General features: G+C 69.4%; 14 protein-coding genes and 1 tRNA gene. 9 read left to right on the top strand and 6 right to left on the bottom strand.

What is annotated here, in order from left to right; translation table 11 throughout:
- Together VGE03_RS03335 and VGE03_RS03330 are read right to left on the bottom strand one after the other, a co-directional pair.
- The coding region (locus VGE03_RS03335; RefSeq protein ID WP_331045053.1) for an outer membrane beta-barrel protein at positions 1-492 on the bottom strand (492 nt) is incomplete at its 3' end.
- Between the two features lie 243 nt (positions 493-735).
- Entirely contained in the window at positions 736-7,422 is a 6,687-nt protein-coding gene (locus tag VGE03_RS03330) for a M10 family metallopeptidase C-terminal domain-containing protein (RefSeq protein ID WP_331045052.1), read from the bottom strand.
- 393 nt (positions 7,423-7,815) lie between these two features.
- Between VGE03_RS03330 and argB the strand changes: the two genes are divergently transcribed.
- From argB to dapD, 3 genes are read left to right on the top strand one after another with little or no spacing between them, the layout of a single operon-like run.
- Positions 7,816-8,745 carry an acetylglutamate kinase gene (gene argB, locus VGE03_RS03325; protein WP_331045051.1) on the top strand — a complete coding sequence of 310 codons (930 nt, stop codon included), beginning with the start codon at positions 7,816-7,818 and terminating at the stop codon, positions 8,743-8,745.
- Entirely contained in the window at positions 8,742-9,404 is a 663-nt protein-coding gene (locus tag VGE03_RS03320) for a pyrimidine 5'-nucleotidase (protein WP_331045050.1), read from the top strand. Before argB ends, VGE03_RS03320 begins: the two co-directional genes overlap by 4 nt.
- Complete coding sequence (gene dapD / locus VGE03_RS03315) at positions 9,401-10,258, top strand: 2,3,4,5-tetrahydropyridine-2,6-dicarboxylate N-succinyltransferase (protein WP_331045049.1); 858 nt, start codon at positions 9,401-9,403, stop codon at positions 10,256-10,258. Before VGE03_RS03320 ends, dapD begins: the two co-directional genes overlap by 4 nt.
- Positions 10,259-10,382: 124 nt before the next feature.
- Here dapD and VGE03_RS03310 read toward each other — a convergent pair whose 3' ends face one another.
- Positions 10,383-11,615 carry a PQQ-dependent sugar dehydrogenase gene (locus tag VGE03_RS03310; RefSeq protein ID WP_331045048.1) on the bottom strand — a complete coding sequence of 411 codons (1,233 nt, stop codon included), beginning with the start codon at positions 11,613-11,615 and terminating at the stop codon, positions 10,383-10,385.
- A 212-nt stretch (positions 11,616-11,827) separates the two neighbouring features.
- Between VGE03_RS03310 and VGE03_RS03305 the strand changes: the two genes are divergently transcribed.
- Positions 11,828-11,904 (top strand) — tRNA-Met (locus VGE03_RS03305).
- A 53-nt stretch (positions 11,905-11,957) separates the two neighbouring features.
- Here the strand turns inward: VGE03_RS03305 and VGE03_RS03300 are convergent.
- Both VGE03_RS03300 and VGE03_RS03295 read right to left on the bottom strand, forming a co-directional pair.
- A complete protein-coding gene (locus tag VGE03_RS03300; RefSeq protein ID WP_331045047.1) occupies positions 11,958-12,218 on the bottom strand; it encodes a hypothetical protein in 261 nt (86 codons plus the stop codon).
- A gap of 301 nt (positions 12,219-12,519) precedes the next feature.
- Positions 12,520-13,437: an NAD(P)/FAD-dependent oxidoreductase gene (locus VGE03_RS03295; protein ID WP_331045046.1), complete on the bottom strand. Its 918-nt coding sequence runs from the start codon at positions 13,435-13,437 to the stop codon at positions 12,520-12,522.
- 100 nt (positions 13,438-13,537) lie between these two features.
- Between VGE03_RS03295 and VGE03_RS03290 the strand changes: the two genes are divergently transcribed.
- Positions 13,538-13,966, top strand: a complete 429-nt coding sequence (locus VGE03_RS03290) for an Rrf2 family transcriptional regulator (protein WP_331045045.1) — start codon at positions 13,538-13,540, stop codon at positions 13,964-13,966.
- 132 nt (positions 13,967-14,098) lie between these two features.
- Entirely contained in the window at positions 14,099-14,353 is a 255-nt protein-coding gene (locus tag VGE03_RS03285; protein ID WP_331045044.1) for a hypothetical protein, read from the top strand.
- 115 nt (positions 14,354-14,468) lie between these two features.
- Here the strand turns inward: VGE03_RS03285 and VGE03_RS03280 are convergent, their stop codons facing one another.
- Entirely contained in the window at positions 14,469-15,362 is an 894-nt protein-coding gene (locus tag VGE03_RS03280; RefSeq protein WP_331045043.1) for a LysR family transcriptional regulator, read from the bottom strand.
- A 120-nt stretch (positions 15,363-15,482) separates the two neighbouring features.
- Between VGE03_RS03280 and VGE03_RS03275 the strand changes: the two genes are divergently transcribed.
- The 3 genes from VGE03_RS03275 to VGE03_RS03265 form a co-directional block, all read left to right on the top strand.
- Positions 15,483-16,547, top strand: coding sequence for an NAD(P)-dependent alcohol dehydrogenase (locus tag VGE03_RS03275; RefSeq protein ID WP_331045042.1), 1,065 nt, complete (start codon positions 15,483-15,485; stop codon positions 16,545-16,547).
- A gap of 114 nt (positions 16,548-16,661) precedes the next feature.
- Positions 16,662-17,795, top strand: a complete 1,134-nt coding sequence (locus tag VGE03_RS03270; RefSeq protein ID WP_331045041.1) for an aldo/keto reductase — start codon at positions 16,662-16,664, stop codon at positions 17,793-17,795.
- A 15-nt stretch (positions 17,796-17,810) separates the two neighbouring features.
- The coding region (locus VGE03_RS03265) for an aldo/keto reductase (protein ID WP_331045040.1) at positions 17,811-18,179 on the top strand (369 nt) is incomplete at its 3' end.

Raw genomic sequence — 18,179 nt, 5'->3', positions numbered from 1 at the left:
ACCGAGGGTGCCGATGAACTCGGTGTTGACGATGTTGACGCCGGCGCCCAGGCCGACGAACGGACGGAAGGCCCACGACTCGTCGCCGAAGTCATAGATCACGTTGGCCATGATGGCGGTCGACGAGATCTCGCCGGCCGGGGCGTTGCAGACGCCGGCGGCCGGGGTCACGTTGCAGACGCCGGTCGGGACGTTGCCGTTCGGGTTGACCACCGAGCCGAGCTCGCCGGCGTCGCGGTAGCCGCCTTCCAGCTCGACGCGCCAGTTCGGATTGAACCGGTAGCCGAGACGGGCGAAGGCCGCCCACGACTCGTCAACTTCGAAGTCCCACTGCGGACCGGTGGTCTGCGAGGTCAGCTCGAGGTCGTCGATGGTGTGATAGCCGGCGTCGATCGCGCCATACCAGCCGTTCGGCTCGGCAGCGGCGACACCGGCCGACAGGGCGAGGGCCCCGGCGGCGCTCGACGCCAGAATGAAAGTCTTAACGCGCATTGGTGGATGCCCTCCGCAGCCATGATGAATTCAGGGCGGCGTAGAAGCCGCCGCTAAGCTTTCATAACAGCCCCTCCGGCCAAGGTCGAGACGGGGCGGCTCAGAACAATCTTCAGCGTGACCACAAGGTTACAGACCGCGCCCCGGACAGGGAAACGCCCGCCGGATGGGGTCCGACGGGCGTCTTTTTCCGCCTTCATTCGCTCCTGACGCGAGACGGGAAGCCCCGCGTCAGCCGCGCCCTCAGGCCCAGGGGTCGTGGGGCGCGACGCCAACGACCGGATCGTCGGTCTGGAGCAGGTGCAGGCCATGCGGGCCGTCGATGACCAGCGGATTGTTGCCGTCGGCCGGCAAGGCGCTGCCGAGCACGCCGCCGGTTTCGGTGAACAGCAGATCCTCGTCCGCCAGTCCCGGCAGGACCTGCGGACCGGTGTCGCCGGTCAGCAGGAAGTCGTCGTGGCCGACAGGCTGGACCTGCGGGCCCGTCTCGGCGTCCAGCACCTTGTCCACGAGGGTCGGCTGGACCATCGGCTCGACGCCGGCGGTCTTGTCGGTCGCGACCGGCAGGACCAGCGCCTCGTCGATCGCCGCCTTGTCCGCCAGGGCCGGGAGCACGAAGGCGTCGTCCTCCAGCGCCGGCATGACGAAGGCGTCGCCATAGATTTCCTTGGCGGTCAGCACCGGCGTCTCGACGGGCGCGGCGGCCGGGGCGCCGAGGCTCTGGGTCGAACCGTCGCCGTAGCGCAGGGTCTCGATGCTGGTCAGCAGCAGCGAGCCGTCACGCCCGGCGGTGTTGTCGGTCACCCGCCAGCCCGCGCCTTCGGCCGTGATGGTGTACTGGCCCGCCGTCCCGGCCAGGACCACGGTGTCGTTGCCGAGACCGCCCTGGATGGTGTCGCTGCCGCCGCCGCCCCGCAGGACGTCATCGCCGGCGCCGCCGATGATCAGGTTGTTCAGGCTGTTGCCCGTGCCGGTGAAGTTGCCCGAACCGCCGAAGATCAGGTTCTCGACGTTGGCGCCCAGGGTGTAGCTGGCGATCCGGGCGTCGACGGTGTCGTTGCCCGCGCCGGCGCCTTCGATGACCGTGTCGGCGACCTGCAGGATGTAATAGTCGTCGCCTTCGCCGCCGTAGAGCTCGTTGGCCGCGCCGGTTCCGCCGATCAGGATGTCGTTGCCGCCCAGCCCCATCAGGACGTCGCGCTGGGCGCCGCCGCGGATGGTGTTGCCGATGGCGTTGCCGACGCCGGTGAAGGTCCCCGTCCCGGTGTAGGTCAGGTTCTCGACGTTGGCCGACAGGTTGATCTGGAACAGGGCCGACATGACGGTGTCGACGCCTTCGCCCGCCAGCTCGATGATCGAGTCGGTGCGCTCCTCGACGATGTAGGTGTCGTTGCCCGTGCCGCCGTACAGCTCGTTCGGCACGCCCGAACCGCCGTTGATCACGTCGTCGCCGGCGCCGCCGATGATGACATCCCGGCCCAGGCCGCCCGACAGGACGTTGGCCCCGGCGTTGCCGATCAGCACATCGTTGAAGGCCGAGCCGGTCAGGTTCTCGATCGAGGTGAAGGTGTCCACGCCGCCGTCGCCGTCATTCGACGCCGACTGGGTGTCGAGACGGGCGTTCACGGCCGCGGCCGCCAGGCTGTAGTCGGCGGTGTCGATTCCGGCGCCGCCGTTCAGGGTGTCATTGCCGCCACGGCCCCGCAGGATGTCGTTGCCGACGCCCCCGGTCAGGACGTTGTCCAGGGCGTTGCCGCCCGCGGTGAAGGCGCCCGTGCCGGTGTAGGTCAGGTTCTCGACATTGGCGCCCAGGTTGTAGCCGAGCAGGGTCGAGGTGATGACGGTGTCCACGCCGTCGCCCACGTTCTCGATGATCGAGTCGGCGACCTCCAGCATGTAGGTGTCATTGCCCGTGCCGCCGTACAGCTCGTTGGCCGCGCCGGCGCCGCCGTAGAGGATGTCGTCGCCGCCGCCGCCGATCAGGGTGTCGCGCGCGGTCCCGCCACGGATGGTGTTGGCCTGGGCGCTGCCGACGCCGGTGAAGGCGCCGGTCCCGGTGTAGATCAACTCCTCGACGTTGGCCGCCATGTTGATCTGCGACAGGGCCGAGCGGATGGTGTCCCAGCCCTCGCCGGCGTTCTCGACGATCGAGTCGGAGCGGTGCTCGACGATGTAGGTGTCGTCGCCCGTGCCGCCGTACAGCTCGTTCGGCACGTCGGCGCCGCCGTTGATGACGTCGTCCCCGGCGCCCGCGATGATGGTGTCGCGACCCAGACCACCCGACAGGATGTTGGCGCCGGCGTTGCCGACCAGCAGGTCGTTGAAGGCCGAGCCGGTGATGTTCTCGATCGAGGTGAAGACGTCCGCGCCGCCGTCGCCGTCGTTCGAGGCCGACTGGGTGTCAATCCGGGCCGTGACGCCCGCCGCCGCGCCGGAGTAGTCCGCCGTGTCGGAGCCCGCGCCGCCGTTCAGCACATCCGCGCCCGCGCCGCCGGCCAGGATGTCGTCGCCGTCGCCGCCGTTCAGCGTGTCGGCGCCGCCGAAGCCGTACAGACGGTCGTTGGTCGCCGCGCCGGCCAGGGTCTCGCCCGTGTTGGCGCCGATCAGGGTGACGCCGCCCAGGGCGCTGACCGCCAGCTCGACGCCGGCGAAGCGCAGGCGCTCGATGTTGGTCAGGCTGTCGACGCCGTCCGAGCTGGTCACGGTCACCGTGCCGCCGCTGACGGTCACCGAATAGGAGACCCCGCCCACGGCGAAGACGGCGGTGTCGGTTCCGGCGCCGCCGTTGATGGTGTCCGAGCCCGCGCCGCCGGTGATGACGTCGTCGCCGTCGCCGGCGTCGATGGCGTCATTGCCCGCGGCCCCATCGATGGTGTCGGCGCCGGCGCCGCCCTCGATCTGGTCGTTGAAGGCCGTGCCGTTGATGGTGTCGGCGTTGGCGGTGCCGGCGAAATACTGGCCGCCGCCCGCGCCCACGATCAGGACCGCGTCGTCGAAGCGCAGGCGCTCGACATTGGTCAGGGTGTCCACCCCGTCCGGGCCGGTGACCGTGGTGGTCGCGCCGTTGGTCACCACCGTATAGGCCGAGGCCAGGCCGGCGAAGACCGCGGTGTCCGTGCCCGCGCCGCCGTCGATGGTGTCATTGCCGGCCGCGCCGGTGATCACGTCGTCGCCGGCGCCGCCGTTGATGGCGTCCACGCCCGAGGTGCCCGCCAGGGTGTCGGCGTTCGGGGTGCCGTTGACCGTGTTCACGATCGGCGCGCCCGTCAGGTCATAGTAGCCGTCGGCGAACTGCAGACGCTCGACATTGGTCAGGGTGTCCGTGCCGTCCGGCCCGGTCACCGTGGTCACGCCGGCATTGGTGCTGAGGGTGTAGGCCGAACGGTTGCCCGAGAAGACGGCCGTGTCCGAGCCCGCGCCGCCGTCGACGGTGTCGTTGCCCGCCCCGCCGGTGACGGTGTCGTCGCCGTCGCCGGCGTTGATCGTGTCATTGCCCGCCGCGCCGCTGATGGTGTCGGCGCCCGCGCCCGCGTTGATCTGGTCGTTGAAGGCCGTGCCCGTCAGGGTGTCGGCATTGGCCGTGCCGGTGAACAGCTGGCCGCCGCCCGCGCCCACGATCAGGGTGCCGTCCGAGAAGCGCAGATACTCGACGTTGGACAGGCTGTCCGTGCCGTCCGGCCCGGTGACCGTGGTCACCCCGGCGTTGGTGGCGACCGTCGACTGGGCGATCGTGCCGCCGAAGACGGCCGTGTCCGTGCCGGCGCCGCCGTCGATGGCGTCGTTGCCCGCGCCGCCGGTGACGGTGTCGTCGCCGTCGCCGGCGTTGATCGTGTCATTGCCCGCCGCGCCGCTGATGGTGTCGGCGCCCGCGCCCGCGTTGATCTGGTCGTTGAAGGCCGTACCCGTCAGGGTGTCGGCGTTGGCCGTGCCGGTGAACAGCTGGCCGCCGCCCGCGCCCACGATCAGGGTGCCGTCGGTGAAGCGCAGGTACTCGACGTTGGTCAGACTGTCCGTGCCGTCCGGCCCGGTGACCGTGGTCGTGGCGCCGTTGGTGGCGACCGTCGACTGGGCGATCGTGCCGCTGAACACCGCCGTATCGACGCCGTCGCCGCCGTTGATGGTGTCATTGCCCGTTCCGCCGGTGATGACGTCATCGCCGGCCAGGCCGTTGATGGTGTCGTCGCCGTTGGTGCCGCTCAGGGTGTCGGCGTTGGCCGTGCCCTCGATCGGCCCCGTGCCCTGGACCGGATTGCCCGCGATGTCGAACAGGCCGTCGGCGAACTGCAGGCGCTCGACATTGGTCAGGGTGTCCGCGCCGTCCGGACCGGTGATGGTCGTCGTGCCGTTCGAGGTGCTGATCGTGTAGGCCGAGCGGTTGCCCGAGAAGACGGCCGTATCGATGCCCGCACCACCGTCGATGGTGTCGTTCTCGGCGCCGCCGTTCAGGGTGTCGTTGTCCGCGCCGCCGTTCAGCGTGTCCTTGCCGGCGCCGCCGTTCAGGACGTCCGCGCCCGCGTCGCCGTTCAGGGTCGAGCCCGACTGGGTCAGCGGCTGGACCGCCTGCCCCGGCATGGAGACGTGCAGGGTGTAGGTCTCGCCCGCCGAAGGCGCCTGCGAGACGAAGGTCCCGTTGGCGCCGTTCGACTGCCATTCGGCGACCTGGATGTAATAGGTCCCCGGCGACAGCAGGTTGTAGACCAGACGCGAGTCCGTCTGCGAACCGCCGTCCGGCGCGTCGTCGTCGTTGCTGGTCAGCTCCAGGCCGTCCGAGTCGTACAGGCGCAGGGTCGAGTCGAAGCTGGCGTTGTCGATGTCCAGGACGATCGCGCCGCCGGCGGTGACGGTGATGGCGTAGTATTCGACGCCGCCGTGGGTGGTGGCGACCACGGTCGAGTGCGGGACCGTCGTGGCGTTGGCCACATCGGTGCGGGCCTGCAGGTCGAAGGTGCCGTTCAGCGAGACCGCCGTCTGACGGGTGCTGTTGGCGGTGGCCTGTCCCTTCAGCACGTCAGGCGCGCCGCCCGACTGGCCGGGCGCGCCGGCGAACAGCTGGTCATCGCCGCCGCCGCCGCTCAGGGTGTCCACCCCGCCGCCGCCGCGGATGATGTTGTTGTTGGCGTCGCCGGTGATGCTGTCGGCCTGGGCCGTGCCGGTCACGTTCTCGACGTTGGTGAGGGTGTCGTTGCCGCCCCCGCCGCTGGACAGGCCCTGGACGAGATCCACGGTCACGCCGGTCGCCGCGCCCGAGTAGTCGGCGGTGTCCGAGCCGGCTCCGCCGTCCAGGGTGTCGTTGCCGAGGCCGCCGATCAGGGTGTCGTTGCCGTCGCCGCCGTTCAGGATGTCGACGCCCGAACCACCGTCCAGGTAGTCGTCGCCGGCCAGGCCGTTGACGGTGTCATTGCCGCCCAGACCGCCCAGGGTGTCGCCCAGGGCCGAGCCGTTGATGGTCTCGTTGGTGATGTCGCCACCGACGACCAGCCCGCCCTGCGGCGTGGCCGCGATGGTCTGGTCGGAGAACTGCAGGAACTCGACGTTGGTGATGGTCACCGGCGACTGGCCGGTCGCCGTCACGGTGCCGATCTGGCCGTTCCAGGTGATGGTGTAGTTGGCGCGCGGGCCGGAGAAGACGACGGTGTCGCTGCCCAGACCGCCGTCAATGACGTCGGCGCCGCCGTTGCCGCGGATGACGTTGTTGGCCGAGTTGCCGCGGATGGAGTCCGCGCCCGTGCCGCCGACGACGTTCTCGATGGTCACGCCGATGGCGATCGAGACGTTGCCGATCATGCCTCCGACGCTGGAGAAGGCGCCCTGACGCAGGTCGATGGTCTGGGCGACGGTGTAGCCCGAGAAGTCGAAGGTGTCGGTGCCGCCGGCGTCCCAGACCGCGAAGATCAGCGGGCTTGCCGCGCTGGTGGCCGCGAACCACGGCTGGCCGGCGTTGGAGTTGAAGCCGTAGACGGTGTCGCCGGTGCGGGTGGTGGTGTTGGCGCCGTACAGGCGCTGGGCGGCGGCGATGTCGTCCATCAGCGGCGCCGAGGCGTAGTAGGTCGTGCCGACGCCGTTGATGCGGAAGTCAGCGCCGGTTTCCCGCTCGCTGAAATAGCTCATCACCGTGTACTGGCGGGAATCCTCGAAATAGATGGCGTGGGCGCCGTAGGTGACCTGCTGGCCTGCGCTGGCGTTGTAGGCCGCAGGGTGGCTGAGGCCGATGGCGTGACCGATCTCGTGCAGAAGGGTCTGTGTGCCGTAGTTATAGAGGGTCGGGTTGGCGTTGTAGGACAGCGAGCTGTTGACCCAGACGTCGCCCTGCACGGCGTTCGCGCCGGTCGGCCCCGGCATGGCGCCCGGCAGATAGGCGAAGGCGGCGGCGCCGTCCTGGCCCGACGCATAGTTGGCGAACAGGATGGTCGCGTCGTTCGAATATTCGCTGCCCGCGTCCTGCACGCGCACGAAGGTGATGTTCGCCACGTCCGACCAGGCCGACAGCGACTGGATCGCGACCGAGATCTGCTGGGCCGAGAACTGGCTGAAGCCGGTGGTGTCGGTCGGCATGGTGCTGGCCGACAGGCGGAAGGCGTAGGTCACCACGGCCGCCTGGCCGAGGCCCGAGGACCAGCTGGTGTTGGAGCGGGTGATCTGGGTTCCGGCGTCGCCCGGCAGCAGCGACGGCTTGCCGTTCGAGCCGACGTCGCCGCGATCATCGCTGTTCAGGATAACGCCAAGGCCACCGCCGTCGCCCTCGGGGGCGGCGGACACGCCGTGGAAGCGGGCGCAGCAGGCGCACACCTGATAGCTGGCGATCGCGCCGAACGACGGATTGACGGCCCCGTCGGTCCCTCCGGCCGGCTCCTGGGTCGTGCTGAAATCGAAGTCCTCGGCGAAACGTCCCGCCTGGCTGACGCCAACGCGGCTGCTGAAGCTATCGAACATTCTGGGACCCCACCGACCGGAAAACGAAGGCGGCCAACGTAACGCCAACATCCGAAACGACAAGCGCCGCCGCGCCAGCTTCTTTCAACTGACGGTGACCGGAGCGGTCAAGCTAACCGGAAGCTGTAAACTTAGCCTCCGCCGGTTCGGCCCGTGGCCTTTCCGGTTCCGTCGCAGACCGGGCAGACCTCGCCGTCGGGCAGGGCTCCGCTGCCCTGACACTCGGGACAGAGGGTCGCGTCGGGGTGCTGGAGGGACGCCGGATCGACCGGTTCGGAGGGCGTCAGGTCGCGATCATCGATATCGTGCGGGTTCATAATCGCGGAACGGGCGGCCCCGGGGTCCGGTTTCATGATGACAGGCCGCGGCCTTGGCATTAGGGAGCCGCTCGTGATGGACGAGAACGAACGGCAATCCGAGGAACGCGGCTGGGCCACGGCGAAGACGCTGGCCGAGGCCCTTCCGTATATCCAGGTCTATGACCGCGAGACCGTGGTCATCAAATACGGCGGCCACGCCATGGGCGAGGTCGCCGTGGCCAAGCAGTTCGCAGCCGACGTGGTGCTGCTGAAGCTGATGGGCGTAAACCCGGTCGTGGTGCACGGCGGCGGGCCGCAGATCAGCGCCATGCTGGACAAGGCCGGGGTGAAGTCGAACTTCGTCGACGGCCTGCGCGTGACCGACGCCGACACCATGGCGGTGGCCGAGATGGTCCTGTCCGGCGCGGTGAACAAGGAGATCGCCCACTGGATCACGGTGGCGGGCAAGGAAGCGGACGTCCGGGGCGTGGGCCTGTCGGGCAAGGACGCGGGCCTGCTGACCGTGAAGAAGACCTCGCGCAAGAAGCGCGACCCCGACAGCATGATCGAGCACGAAGTCGATCTGGGCTTCGTCGGCGACCCGACCAAGGTGGACGCCAAGCTGATCCGCGGCCTGATCGCCTCGGAGACCGATGACTGGGTGCCGGTCGTGGCCCCGATCGGCGTGGCCGAGGACGGCGCGACCTACAACGTCAACGCCGACACGGTCGCGGGCGCCCTGGCCGGAGAGCTGAAGGCCAAGCGCATGCTGCTGCTGACCGACGTGCCCGGCGTGAAGGGCGCGGACGGCGAGATCATCCGCCAGATGTCGGTCGGCGAGGCCTCGAAGCTGATCGAGGACGGCGTCGCCACCGGCGGCATGATCCCCAAGCTGCAGACCGCCATGGCCGCCGTGCGCGCCGGGGTCGAGGCCGTGGTCATCCTGGACGGCCGCCGCCCCCACGCCATGCTGGTCGAGCTGTTCACCGAATACGGCGCCGGCACGCTGGTGAAGGCGTCTTGATCGATCTGTCTCACGTCCAGACGTGGGTGTTCGACATGGACGACACCCTGTACCCGCGGGAACAGGGACTGATGCGACTGGTCCAGGCCCGGATCAACGCCTACGTCGTCGAGGCCGTCGGGCTGAACCCCGATGAGGCCCGGGTGCTGCAGCGGCAGTTCCTGGACGAGCACGGCACGACCCTGGCCGGGCTGATGGCCAACTACACCATCGACGCCCCCCACTTCCTGCACGACGTCCACGACGTGCCGATGGACAGCCTGGAGCCCAATCCGGCGCTGGCGGACCAGCTGCGGCGCCTGCCGGGCCGGAAGATCGTCTTCACCAACGGCGCGCGCGAATACGCGGGCCGGGTGCTGGACCGTCTGGGCGTGGCCGACTGCTTCGACGGCGTCTTCGCCATCGAGGACGCGGACCTGACGCCCAAGCCCGCGCCGTCGACCTTCCGCAAGGTGATCGAGCGTTTCGGCTTCGAGCCCCGGCTGGCCGCCTTCTTCGAGGACACGCCGAAGAACCTGGAGCCCGCCAAGGCGCTGGGCATGACCACCGTCCTGATCGGGGACGGGCACGGCAAACCCATCGGCGACCATATCGACCACATCGCCCCCGATCTGACAGACTTCCTGACCGACCTGACCTTCAAGGACGCCGCCGCATGACCGACCTGGCTCATCTCGAATCCGTCATCGAGGCCGCGTGGGAAGACCGCGCCAACGTCTCGGCCCACACCCACGGCGAGGTCCGCCACGCCGTCGAGGCCGCCCTGTCCCTGCTGGACTCGGGCCAGGCCCGGGTCGCCTCGCGCGGCGAGGACGGCGTCTGGACCACCCATCAGTGGCTGAAGAAGGCCGTGCTGTTGTCGTTCCGCCTGAACGACAACCAGATCATGCGCGCCGGCGACCGAGGCCCGACCAGCCATGCGCCGGGCGTCGGCCCCTTCTGGGACAAGGTGCCCAACAAGTTCGGCGACTGGACCGCGACCGACTACCAGGAGGCCGGTTTCCGGTCGGTTCCGGGCGCCATCGCGCGCCGGGGCGCCTACATCGCGAAGAACGTGATCCTGATGCCGTCGTTCGTGAACATCGGCGCCTATGTCGATGAGGGCTCGATGGTCGACGCCTGGGCGACGGTCGGCAGCTGCGCCCAGATCGGCAAGAACGTCCACCTGTCCGGCGGGGCGGGCATCGGCGGGGTGCTGGAGCCCCTGCAGGCCAATCCGACCATCATCGAGGACGGCTGTTTCATCGGCGCCCGCGCCGAGGTGGCCGAGGGCGTGATCGTCCGCGAGGGCGCCGTGCTGGCCATGGGCGTCTACCTGTCCGGCTCGACCAAGATCATCGACCGCGCCACCGGCGAAGTCTTCCGCGGCGAGGTGCCGGCCTACAGCGTCGTGGTGCCGGGCAGCCTGCCCGACCCGAACGGCGGGCCGAGCCTGTACTGCGCCGTCATCGTCAAGCGGGTCGACGCCCAGACCCGGGCCAAGACCGGCGTCAACGAACTGCTGCGCGACTGATTTTTATTTTTCGGGATTTCGGGCCTTCGCAGAAGACTCGAACTTGAACAAGAAACGCCTCCCCGCAGCGATGCAGGGAGGCGTTTTAGCATGCGGGTGCGTCAGAAACGGTCGTACGACCGCCCTACCGGGCCGAGAGGCGGACCAGCTTGCCGTTCGCCTCGTCGGTGACGGCCCAGACGGCGCCGTCCGGGCCGACGGCCACGTCGCGGACGCGCTCGCCCAGATCGGTCAGCAGATACTCCTCGCCGACCACGCGGTTGTCCCGCAGCACCAGGCGCGAGATGCGCTTCTCCTTCAGGCCGGCGACCAGCAGATTGCCGCGCCAGCCGGGGAACATGGCCCCGTCGTAGAAGGTCATGCCGCCGGGCGCGATCACCGGGTCCCAGTAATAGACGGGCTGCTCCAGCCCCTCGCGGGCGGTGATCCCCTCATTGATCGCCCCGCCGGCGTATTCGACGCCGTAGGCGATGATCGGCCAGCCGTAGTTCACGCCCGCCCGATCAAGGTTCAGCTCGTCGCCGCCGCGCGTGCCGTGCTCGATGGTCCAGACCTCGCCGGTGGGCGCGATGGCGACGCCCTGCATGTTGCGGTGGCCCAGCGACCAGATCTCCGGCAGGGCGCCCTCGCGGCCGACATAGGGGTTGTCGGAGGGCACGGAGCCGTCGGCGTTGATGCGGATGGTCTTGCCCATGTGCGAGCCCAGGTCCTGGGCCTGCGGGCGCATGGGCCGGTCCGAACGCTCGCCAAGGGTGATGAACAGCTTGCCGTCCGGGGCGAAGGCCAGGGACGAGCCGAAATGCTTGTCGCCGTCATAGACCGGCAGGGCGCGGAAGATGACCTGGACGTTCTCCAGACGCGTCCCGTCGTCCGACAGGCGGCCGCGCGCGACCGAGGTGGCGTTGCCGCCCTCACGCGGCTCGGCGTAGCTCCAGTAGATCAGGCGGTCCTGACCGAAGGTCGGGCCGACGATGACGTCCAGCAGACCGCCCTGCCCGCGCGCCGAAACAGCCGGAAGTCCGGCGACGGGCTCGCTGACCTGGCCCTGGGCGGTGATGATGCGCAGGCGGCCCGGCTTCTCGGTCACCAGCCAGCGGCCGTCCGGCAGGGCGGCCAGACCCCACGGATGCTCCAGCCCCGAGGCCACGACCGCGTGGGTCAGGGCCGCCTCGGTGCGGACGGCGGGGGCGCGGGTCTGGCCCTCGACCGCCGGCTGCTGGGCCGGGTTGTTGGCGGGCCGGGTCTCCAGCGGGGCGGCGTCCTGCCCCGGGGCGGCGGAGCCTTCGGGCCCGGCGGCGCCGCAGGCGCCGGCCAGGGCGAGGGCGGAAACGGTGACGGCGAGGGCGATCAGGCGCATGGTCAAACTCCCGGAAAAACGGTCCGCCGCGAAACGGCTCCGCTGTGGTTAGCGTTCCTGCGACGGGCCGTCACGCCCCCGTTCGACGGCCGCGACGAACGGCCCCGACGCCCTCCCCGCTTCAAGCGACTTGATCCCGCCCCGTCTCGCCTCTATAGGCACGCCTCTTCCGGCGGACAGACCAGTTCCCGCCGGACCCCTTCGGGTACAGGGGCTGGGTAGCTCAGCTGGTTAGAGCGGTGGATTCATAACCCACAGGTCGGCGGTTCGAGCCCGCCCCCAGCCACCATTTCCAACGCAAACGCAGGAATGCTGAACGGCCGTTGGTGCGCGGCTGTGCGCTCAGCGATTAGTAGTTTTCGGTCTGCGGCGACGCTTCCCACGCCTTTCAACCTCCAGACCACGCAGCATGACGGCGGCAAAGATAGCCATTGGCGCACCGATCACGACTACGGTCGGCAGCTCAAAACCCCAAACCTTGGGCAGGAAGAGCAGAAGCAACATCAGGCCGATCACGGGCAGCGCCAGACCGCCGGCTCTATAGGTGCTGATCGACCAAAGCGCGTATCGGTCAAACCACTCTTTGAGCTTTGTCGGGCTCACCGGTCCATTCCCCGAACATCGTCCAGATTTTTCTCAGGATGCCGGTGGGTAGGAAAGTCCGCAACAGATCGTCAGCCGAAGTTCGGCCAAGAGAGGGAAGCGGACCAATCAGGCAATAATAGTCAGCTCGGGTCGGAGAGACGCCAGGGGGAAGAGCCCCTGCCTTGTCGCGGCGCCATAGAGCCCGGATCACCGTCTGATCGACCATCGCCCAAGTGACGAGCAATCGCGCGCCGCTACCGGGCGGACGGACAGGACTTTCGCCTGACGCCCCTGCCGTAGCGGAGCGCGTCGAAACCGCTCACCCCGCCGCATCCTGAACCAGAGCCCGGTGGGCGGCGACGCCGGCCATGACGCCGGCGGCGGAGGCCATGGTGGCGTTGAACATCTGGGTCGCCGCGTCGCCCGCCGCGAAGACGCCGGGGACGGTGGTCTGCTGCATGGGATCGACGCGAAGGTAGGGGCCGGTCATGCCGTCATCGAAGGCGCAGCCCAGCTGTTCGGCCAGCGGGCTGGTCATGCGGGTGCGCGGGGCGGTGAAGACGGCCTCGGCCGGGACCTCGCGGCCGTCGGCGAGGCGCAGGGCGGAGATCGCCGTCCCCTCCCCCAGCAGCTCGACCACCGGGGTGCGCTCGACGGCGACGCCACGGGCGGCCAGCTGGGCGGCCTCTTCCGGCGACGGCTCGAACCGACCCTGGGTGAAGAAGGTGGTGGGGCCCCAGTCGGGCAGCATCAGGGCCTGATGCACGGCGGCGGGGACGGTGGCGATGGCCGCGAGGGGACGGTCGCGGACCTCGTAGCCGTGGCAGTAGGGGCAGTGAAGGACGCTGACGCCCCAGCGCGCGACCATGGACGGTAGCGGCAGCTCGTCCGTGACGCCGGTGGCGAGGACCAGCTTGCGGGCGGACACCGGCGCGCCGTCCGACAGGGACAGGATGAAGCCGTCGGCCCCTTCGTCGGTGCAGGCTTCGGCGGTCAGGGCCTCGGCGTGGGCGAAGTCCACCGTTGGGTAGCGGGCCAGTTGGTTCAGCCCCTGACGCATGATGTCGGCGGGCGGGACGCCGTCCTGGCCGAGGAAGCCGTGCGAGGTCGCGGCGAAACGGTTTCGGGGCTTGCCCGCATCGACCAGCAGCAGGCGGCGGCGCGCCCGCGCCAGCTGCATCGCCGCCGACAGGCCGGCGAAACTGCCTCCGACCACGATGACGTCGTAGCGATCCATGGGAGCCTCTCGTAACTTGTGATGTTGCGAGACATGTAGAATCGGACAGCTGATCACGCAACTTGTTTTGTTACGTGTCAGATCGGGCTAGGGTGGCGCCATGCCCGCCGACACCCGCCTGTCCCGCATGCTGCACGTGCTGATCCACATGGATCACATCGGCGCGCCCGTGACCTCGGAGGCCATCGGGCGGATGATCTCGACCAATCCGGTGGTCGTACGCCGCACCATGGCCGGGCTGAAGGCGGCCGGTTACGTGACCTCGGGCAAGGGACACGGCGGGGGCTGGGCGCTGGCGCGGCCGCTGGACGAGGTGACGCTGAGGGACATCCACGACGCCCTGGGCGGGCCGAAGCTGTTCGCCATCGGGCTGGCGGACGACGATCCGCGCTGTCTGGTCGAGAAGGCGGTGAATGCGGCCATGGACGAGGCGATGGCCGAGGCGGAGCGCCGCCTGCTGGACCGTTTCGGCGAGGTGACCATCGGCAGCCTGGCCCGGGATGTCGCGCACGCGCGACAAAACCTCTGAGAAATGATCCTTTTCCAACCTTCGCGCGTATTCCCATTTGGATGACCGCCCGAATAATCGGCAGGGTGGGGGTCCCGGTGGTCCGCTCCGGACGCCTGCGTCAGGGGCGGACCATTGTCCGGGCTGCGTCTGATGGACGACAGAGGAACGCGGGGGCCGCGGTGGCGTTCGGACCGCATGACCCAGTTCAGACTTCACCCGGTCGAGCGCGCGTTCGAATTGGCCAGGACCGGCATCTACCGCAGCCGCAGCGAGATAGCGCGGGCGATGGAAAAGGACGGCTACACCATGGCCGACGTCAACCAGCTGGAGGGCACGTCCCTGACCCGACAGCTGAACGGCCTGTGCCGCGAGGCCATGGCGCGATTGCCGAAGACCGCGGCCTGAGACGGCGGCCCGAGACGGTTCAAGGCCCGGTTGATCCTGACAGCGGGGCCGGCGACCGGACCCGGCGGGCGCGGGCCGAGCGGCCGTGCGACGCCCGCCGGGCTTCGCCGCCGCCCTAGCCGCGGTAGCGCAGCGCCTCGACCAGCAGGCTGAAGGCCGGCGTCGGCTGACGACGGCCCGGATAATAGAGGTGGTAGCCCGGGAAGGGCGGCCGCCAGTCCTCGAGCACGGGGATCAGGCGGCCCTCGGCGATGGCCGGGGCGGCGACGTCGGTCATCAGGAACCCCAGACCCATGCCCGCCTCGGCGGCCTTCTGGATCAGGGCCATGTCGTTGAAGATCAGCTGGCCGTCGACGCGGACGTTGAGCTGGCGGCCGTCCTTCTCGAACTCCCACGCATAGAGGCCGCCGCGGGTCGGCAGGCGGAGGTTCAGGCAGGCATGGTCGTTCAGATCGTGCGGCGTGACCGGTTTCGGGTGGGTGGCGAACCACGACGGGGCCCCGACCACCACCATGTTGACGTCCGGACCGATGGGCACGGCGATCATGTCGCGCGCCACCTGCTCGCCCAGCCGGACGCCGGCGTCGAAGCGGCGCTCGACGATGTCGGCGTAGCCCAGCTCGGTGGTGATCTCGACCTTCACGTCCGGATAGAGGGGCAGGAACCGCTCCAGCGCCGGCCACAGGATGGAGTGGGCCGCGTGCTCGCCCGAGTTGATGCGGATGGTGCCCGACGGGCGGTCGCGCAGCTCGGCCAGGGCCTCGATGCGGGTCTCGATGTCGGCGAAGGCCGGGCGGAGGGTCTCCAGCAGCCGCTCGCCCGCCTCGGTGACCGAGACGCTGCGGGTGGTGCGCAACAGCAGGCGCAGGCCCAGCCGGGCCTCCAGCCGCCGGATGGTGTGACTGAGCGCCGACGGCGACTGGCCCAGCCGGAAGGCGGCCTTGGTGAACCCGCGCTCCTCGGCCACGACCAGGAAGGCGGCCAGATCGCCCAGCTCGTCCCGCTTCATTATTGAACTCCATTCATAGGTTCATGCGGATCATAGCGACTAATCGAATGCAAGCGCGCGGCCTATCTTGAGCGTCACAAGGGCCCGTGATCGCGCGCCCCCCGAGCTGTTGGAGCCCCCATGAAATCCTACGGATACGCCGCCCCGTCCGGTGACCAGCCCCTCGCGCCGTTCAGCTTCGAGCGCCGGGACCCGCTGGCGACCGACGTGGCCATCGACATCCTGTACTGCGGCGTCTGCCACTCGGACCTGCACACCGCCCGCGCCGAATGGGGCGGCACCCTGTACCCCTGCTGCCCGGGCCACGAGATCGTCGGCCGCGTCAGCGCGGTGGGCGGTCAGGTGACCCGCTTCAGGGAAGGCGATCTGGTCGGCGTCGGCTGCATGGTCGACAGCTGCCGCACCTGTCCGTCCTGCGTGGCGGGCGAGGAGCAGTACTGCACCGGCACGGGCATGGTCGGCACCTACAACGGCCCGGACAAGGTCCTGGGCGGCCACACCTTCGGCGGCTACTCCAAGCATATCGTGGTGGATCAGGACTTCGTGCTGAGCATCGGCCATGACGCGAGCCAGCTGGCGGCCGTGGCGCCCCTGCTGTGCGCCGGGATCACGACGTACTCGCCCCTGCGCCACTGGAAGGTCGGGCCGGGCCAGAAGGTCGGCGTGGTCGGCCTGGGCGGTCTGGGCCACATGGGCGTGAAGCTGGCCGCGGCCATGGGCGCGGAAGTCTGGGTCTTCACGACCTCGCCGGGCAAGGCCGAGGACGCGGCGCGTCTGGGCGCCACGGGCGTGGTCCTGTCCAAGGACAAGGCCGACATGAAGGCCCACATGGGGACCTTCGACTTCATCCTGAACACGGTGGCGGCGTCCATCAACCTGGACCCCTACGTCAGCGCCCTGAAGCGCGACGGGACGATGGTGCTGGTCGGCGTGCCCGCCGAGCCGCATCCGTCGCCCTCGGTCGGCAACCTGATCTTCGGCCGCCGCTCGATCGCCGGCTCGCTGATCGGCGGCATCGCCGAGACGCAGGAGATGCTGGACTTCTGCCGCGACCACAACATCGTCTCGGACGTGGAGATCATCCCGATCGACCAGATCGAGGCCGCCTATGAGCGGATGATCAAGGGCGATGTGAAGTACCGCTTCTCGATCGACATGGCGTCGCTGGCAGACCCGGCGGCCTGAGCCTGACGGGCCGCTGCCCCGGCGGCGGCCCCATCTGTCATCCAACAGCCGACCGTCCCGCGCGACGGATCGCGGACGGCTGCCCGGAGCCCATCACACCGAAGGAGAAACGCCGTGCCGTCAGAGACTCCCCGTCCCGGCCTTGATCGCCGGGCGATTTTCGGCCTGGGCCTGACCGCCTCGGCGCTGGCGGCGGCGCCGCCGGTCTTCGCCGCTGCGGGCCGGACCGCCATCGGCAAGCGCCGGCTCGGCGCGCTGGACGTCTCGGCCGTGGGCATCGGCGTCCAGAACATGAGCCGGACCTACCAGACGACGATCCCGTCGCGTCCGGAGATGCTGAACATCATCCGGACCGCCTTCGACGAGGGCCTGACCTTCTACGACGCGGCCGAGGCCTACGGTCCGCACGAGGTCGAACGCATTCTGGGTGAAGGCGTCGCGCCGTTCCGGAACGATGTCGTCATCGCCACCAAATTCGGCTGGAACATCGATCAGGAGACCGGCGCGCGACGGCCGGGCCTGAACAGCCGCCCGGACCATGTCCGCGTAGTAGTCGAGAACATGCTGCGCCGGCTGCGCACCGACCGCATCGACCTGCTGTACCAGCACCGCGTCGACCCCGATGTGCCGATCGAGGATGTGGCGGGCGTGGTCGGCGACCTGATGCGCGAGGGCAAGGTCCTGCACTGGGGCCTGAGCGAAATGGGTCAGGGGACCCTTCGCCGGGCGCATGCCGCCCTGCCGGTGGCGGCGGTCCAGAACGAGTACTCGATGCTGTGGCGCGGCCCGCAGGACTGGGTCATCCCGACCTGCGAGGAACTGGGGATCGGTCTGGTCTGCTGGAGCCCGCTGGGCGTGGGCTTCCTGAACGGCGCCATCGACGCCGGCACCCGGTTCGCCGAGGGCGACATCCGGGGCGTCGAGTCCCGGTTCGCCGGCGAGGACCTGGCCCACAATCTGGCGCTGGTTGAACTGGTGAAGGCGTGGGGCGCGCGGAAGAACGCCGCGCCGGGGCAGATCGCCCTGGCCTGGTTGCTGGCCCAGAAGCCGTGGATCGTGCCCATCCCCGGCACCACCCAGATGGCCCACATGCGGGAGAACCTCGGCGCCGCGGCGCTGCGCTTCTCCCCTGACGAACTGGCGGAACTGAACGCCGCCGTCGCCGCGATCGAGGTTCGCGGCGCCCGTCTTCCGGATCGGACGCTGGTCCATTCGGAACGGGAAGCGCCGCTTCGGCGGCAGGACTGATGAAGGACGAAAACGATGCAAACGCGCAAACTTGGACAATCCGGCCTTGAGGTTTCGGCCCTGGGCTTCGGCTGCATGGGCCTGAGCTTCGGCTACGGGACGGCGACGGATACGCCGACCGGGGTCAAGCTGATCCGCGAGGCCGTGGATCGGGGCGTGACCTTCTTCGACACGGCGGAAATCTATGGCCCGTGGGCCAATGAGCTGATGGTCGGCGAGGCGCTGGAGCCGGTGCGGGGCCAAGTGAAGATCGCGACCAAATTCGGCTTCGACATCACCGACAGCGGCGAGCGGACGGGCGGGCTGAACAGCCGTCCGGAGCGCATCCGGCAGGTGGCGGAGGCCTCTCTCAAGCGCCTTCGGACCGACCACATCGACCTGTTC

Source organism: Brevundimonas sp., from assembly GCF_036400995.1.
GTDB lineage: Bacteria > Pseudomonadota > Alphaproteobacteria > Caulobacterales > Caulobacteraceae > Brevundimonas.
The sequence above is the reverse complement of the archived record's forward strand: the minus strand, read 5'-3'. Positions and strand labels throughout refer to the sequence as shown.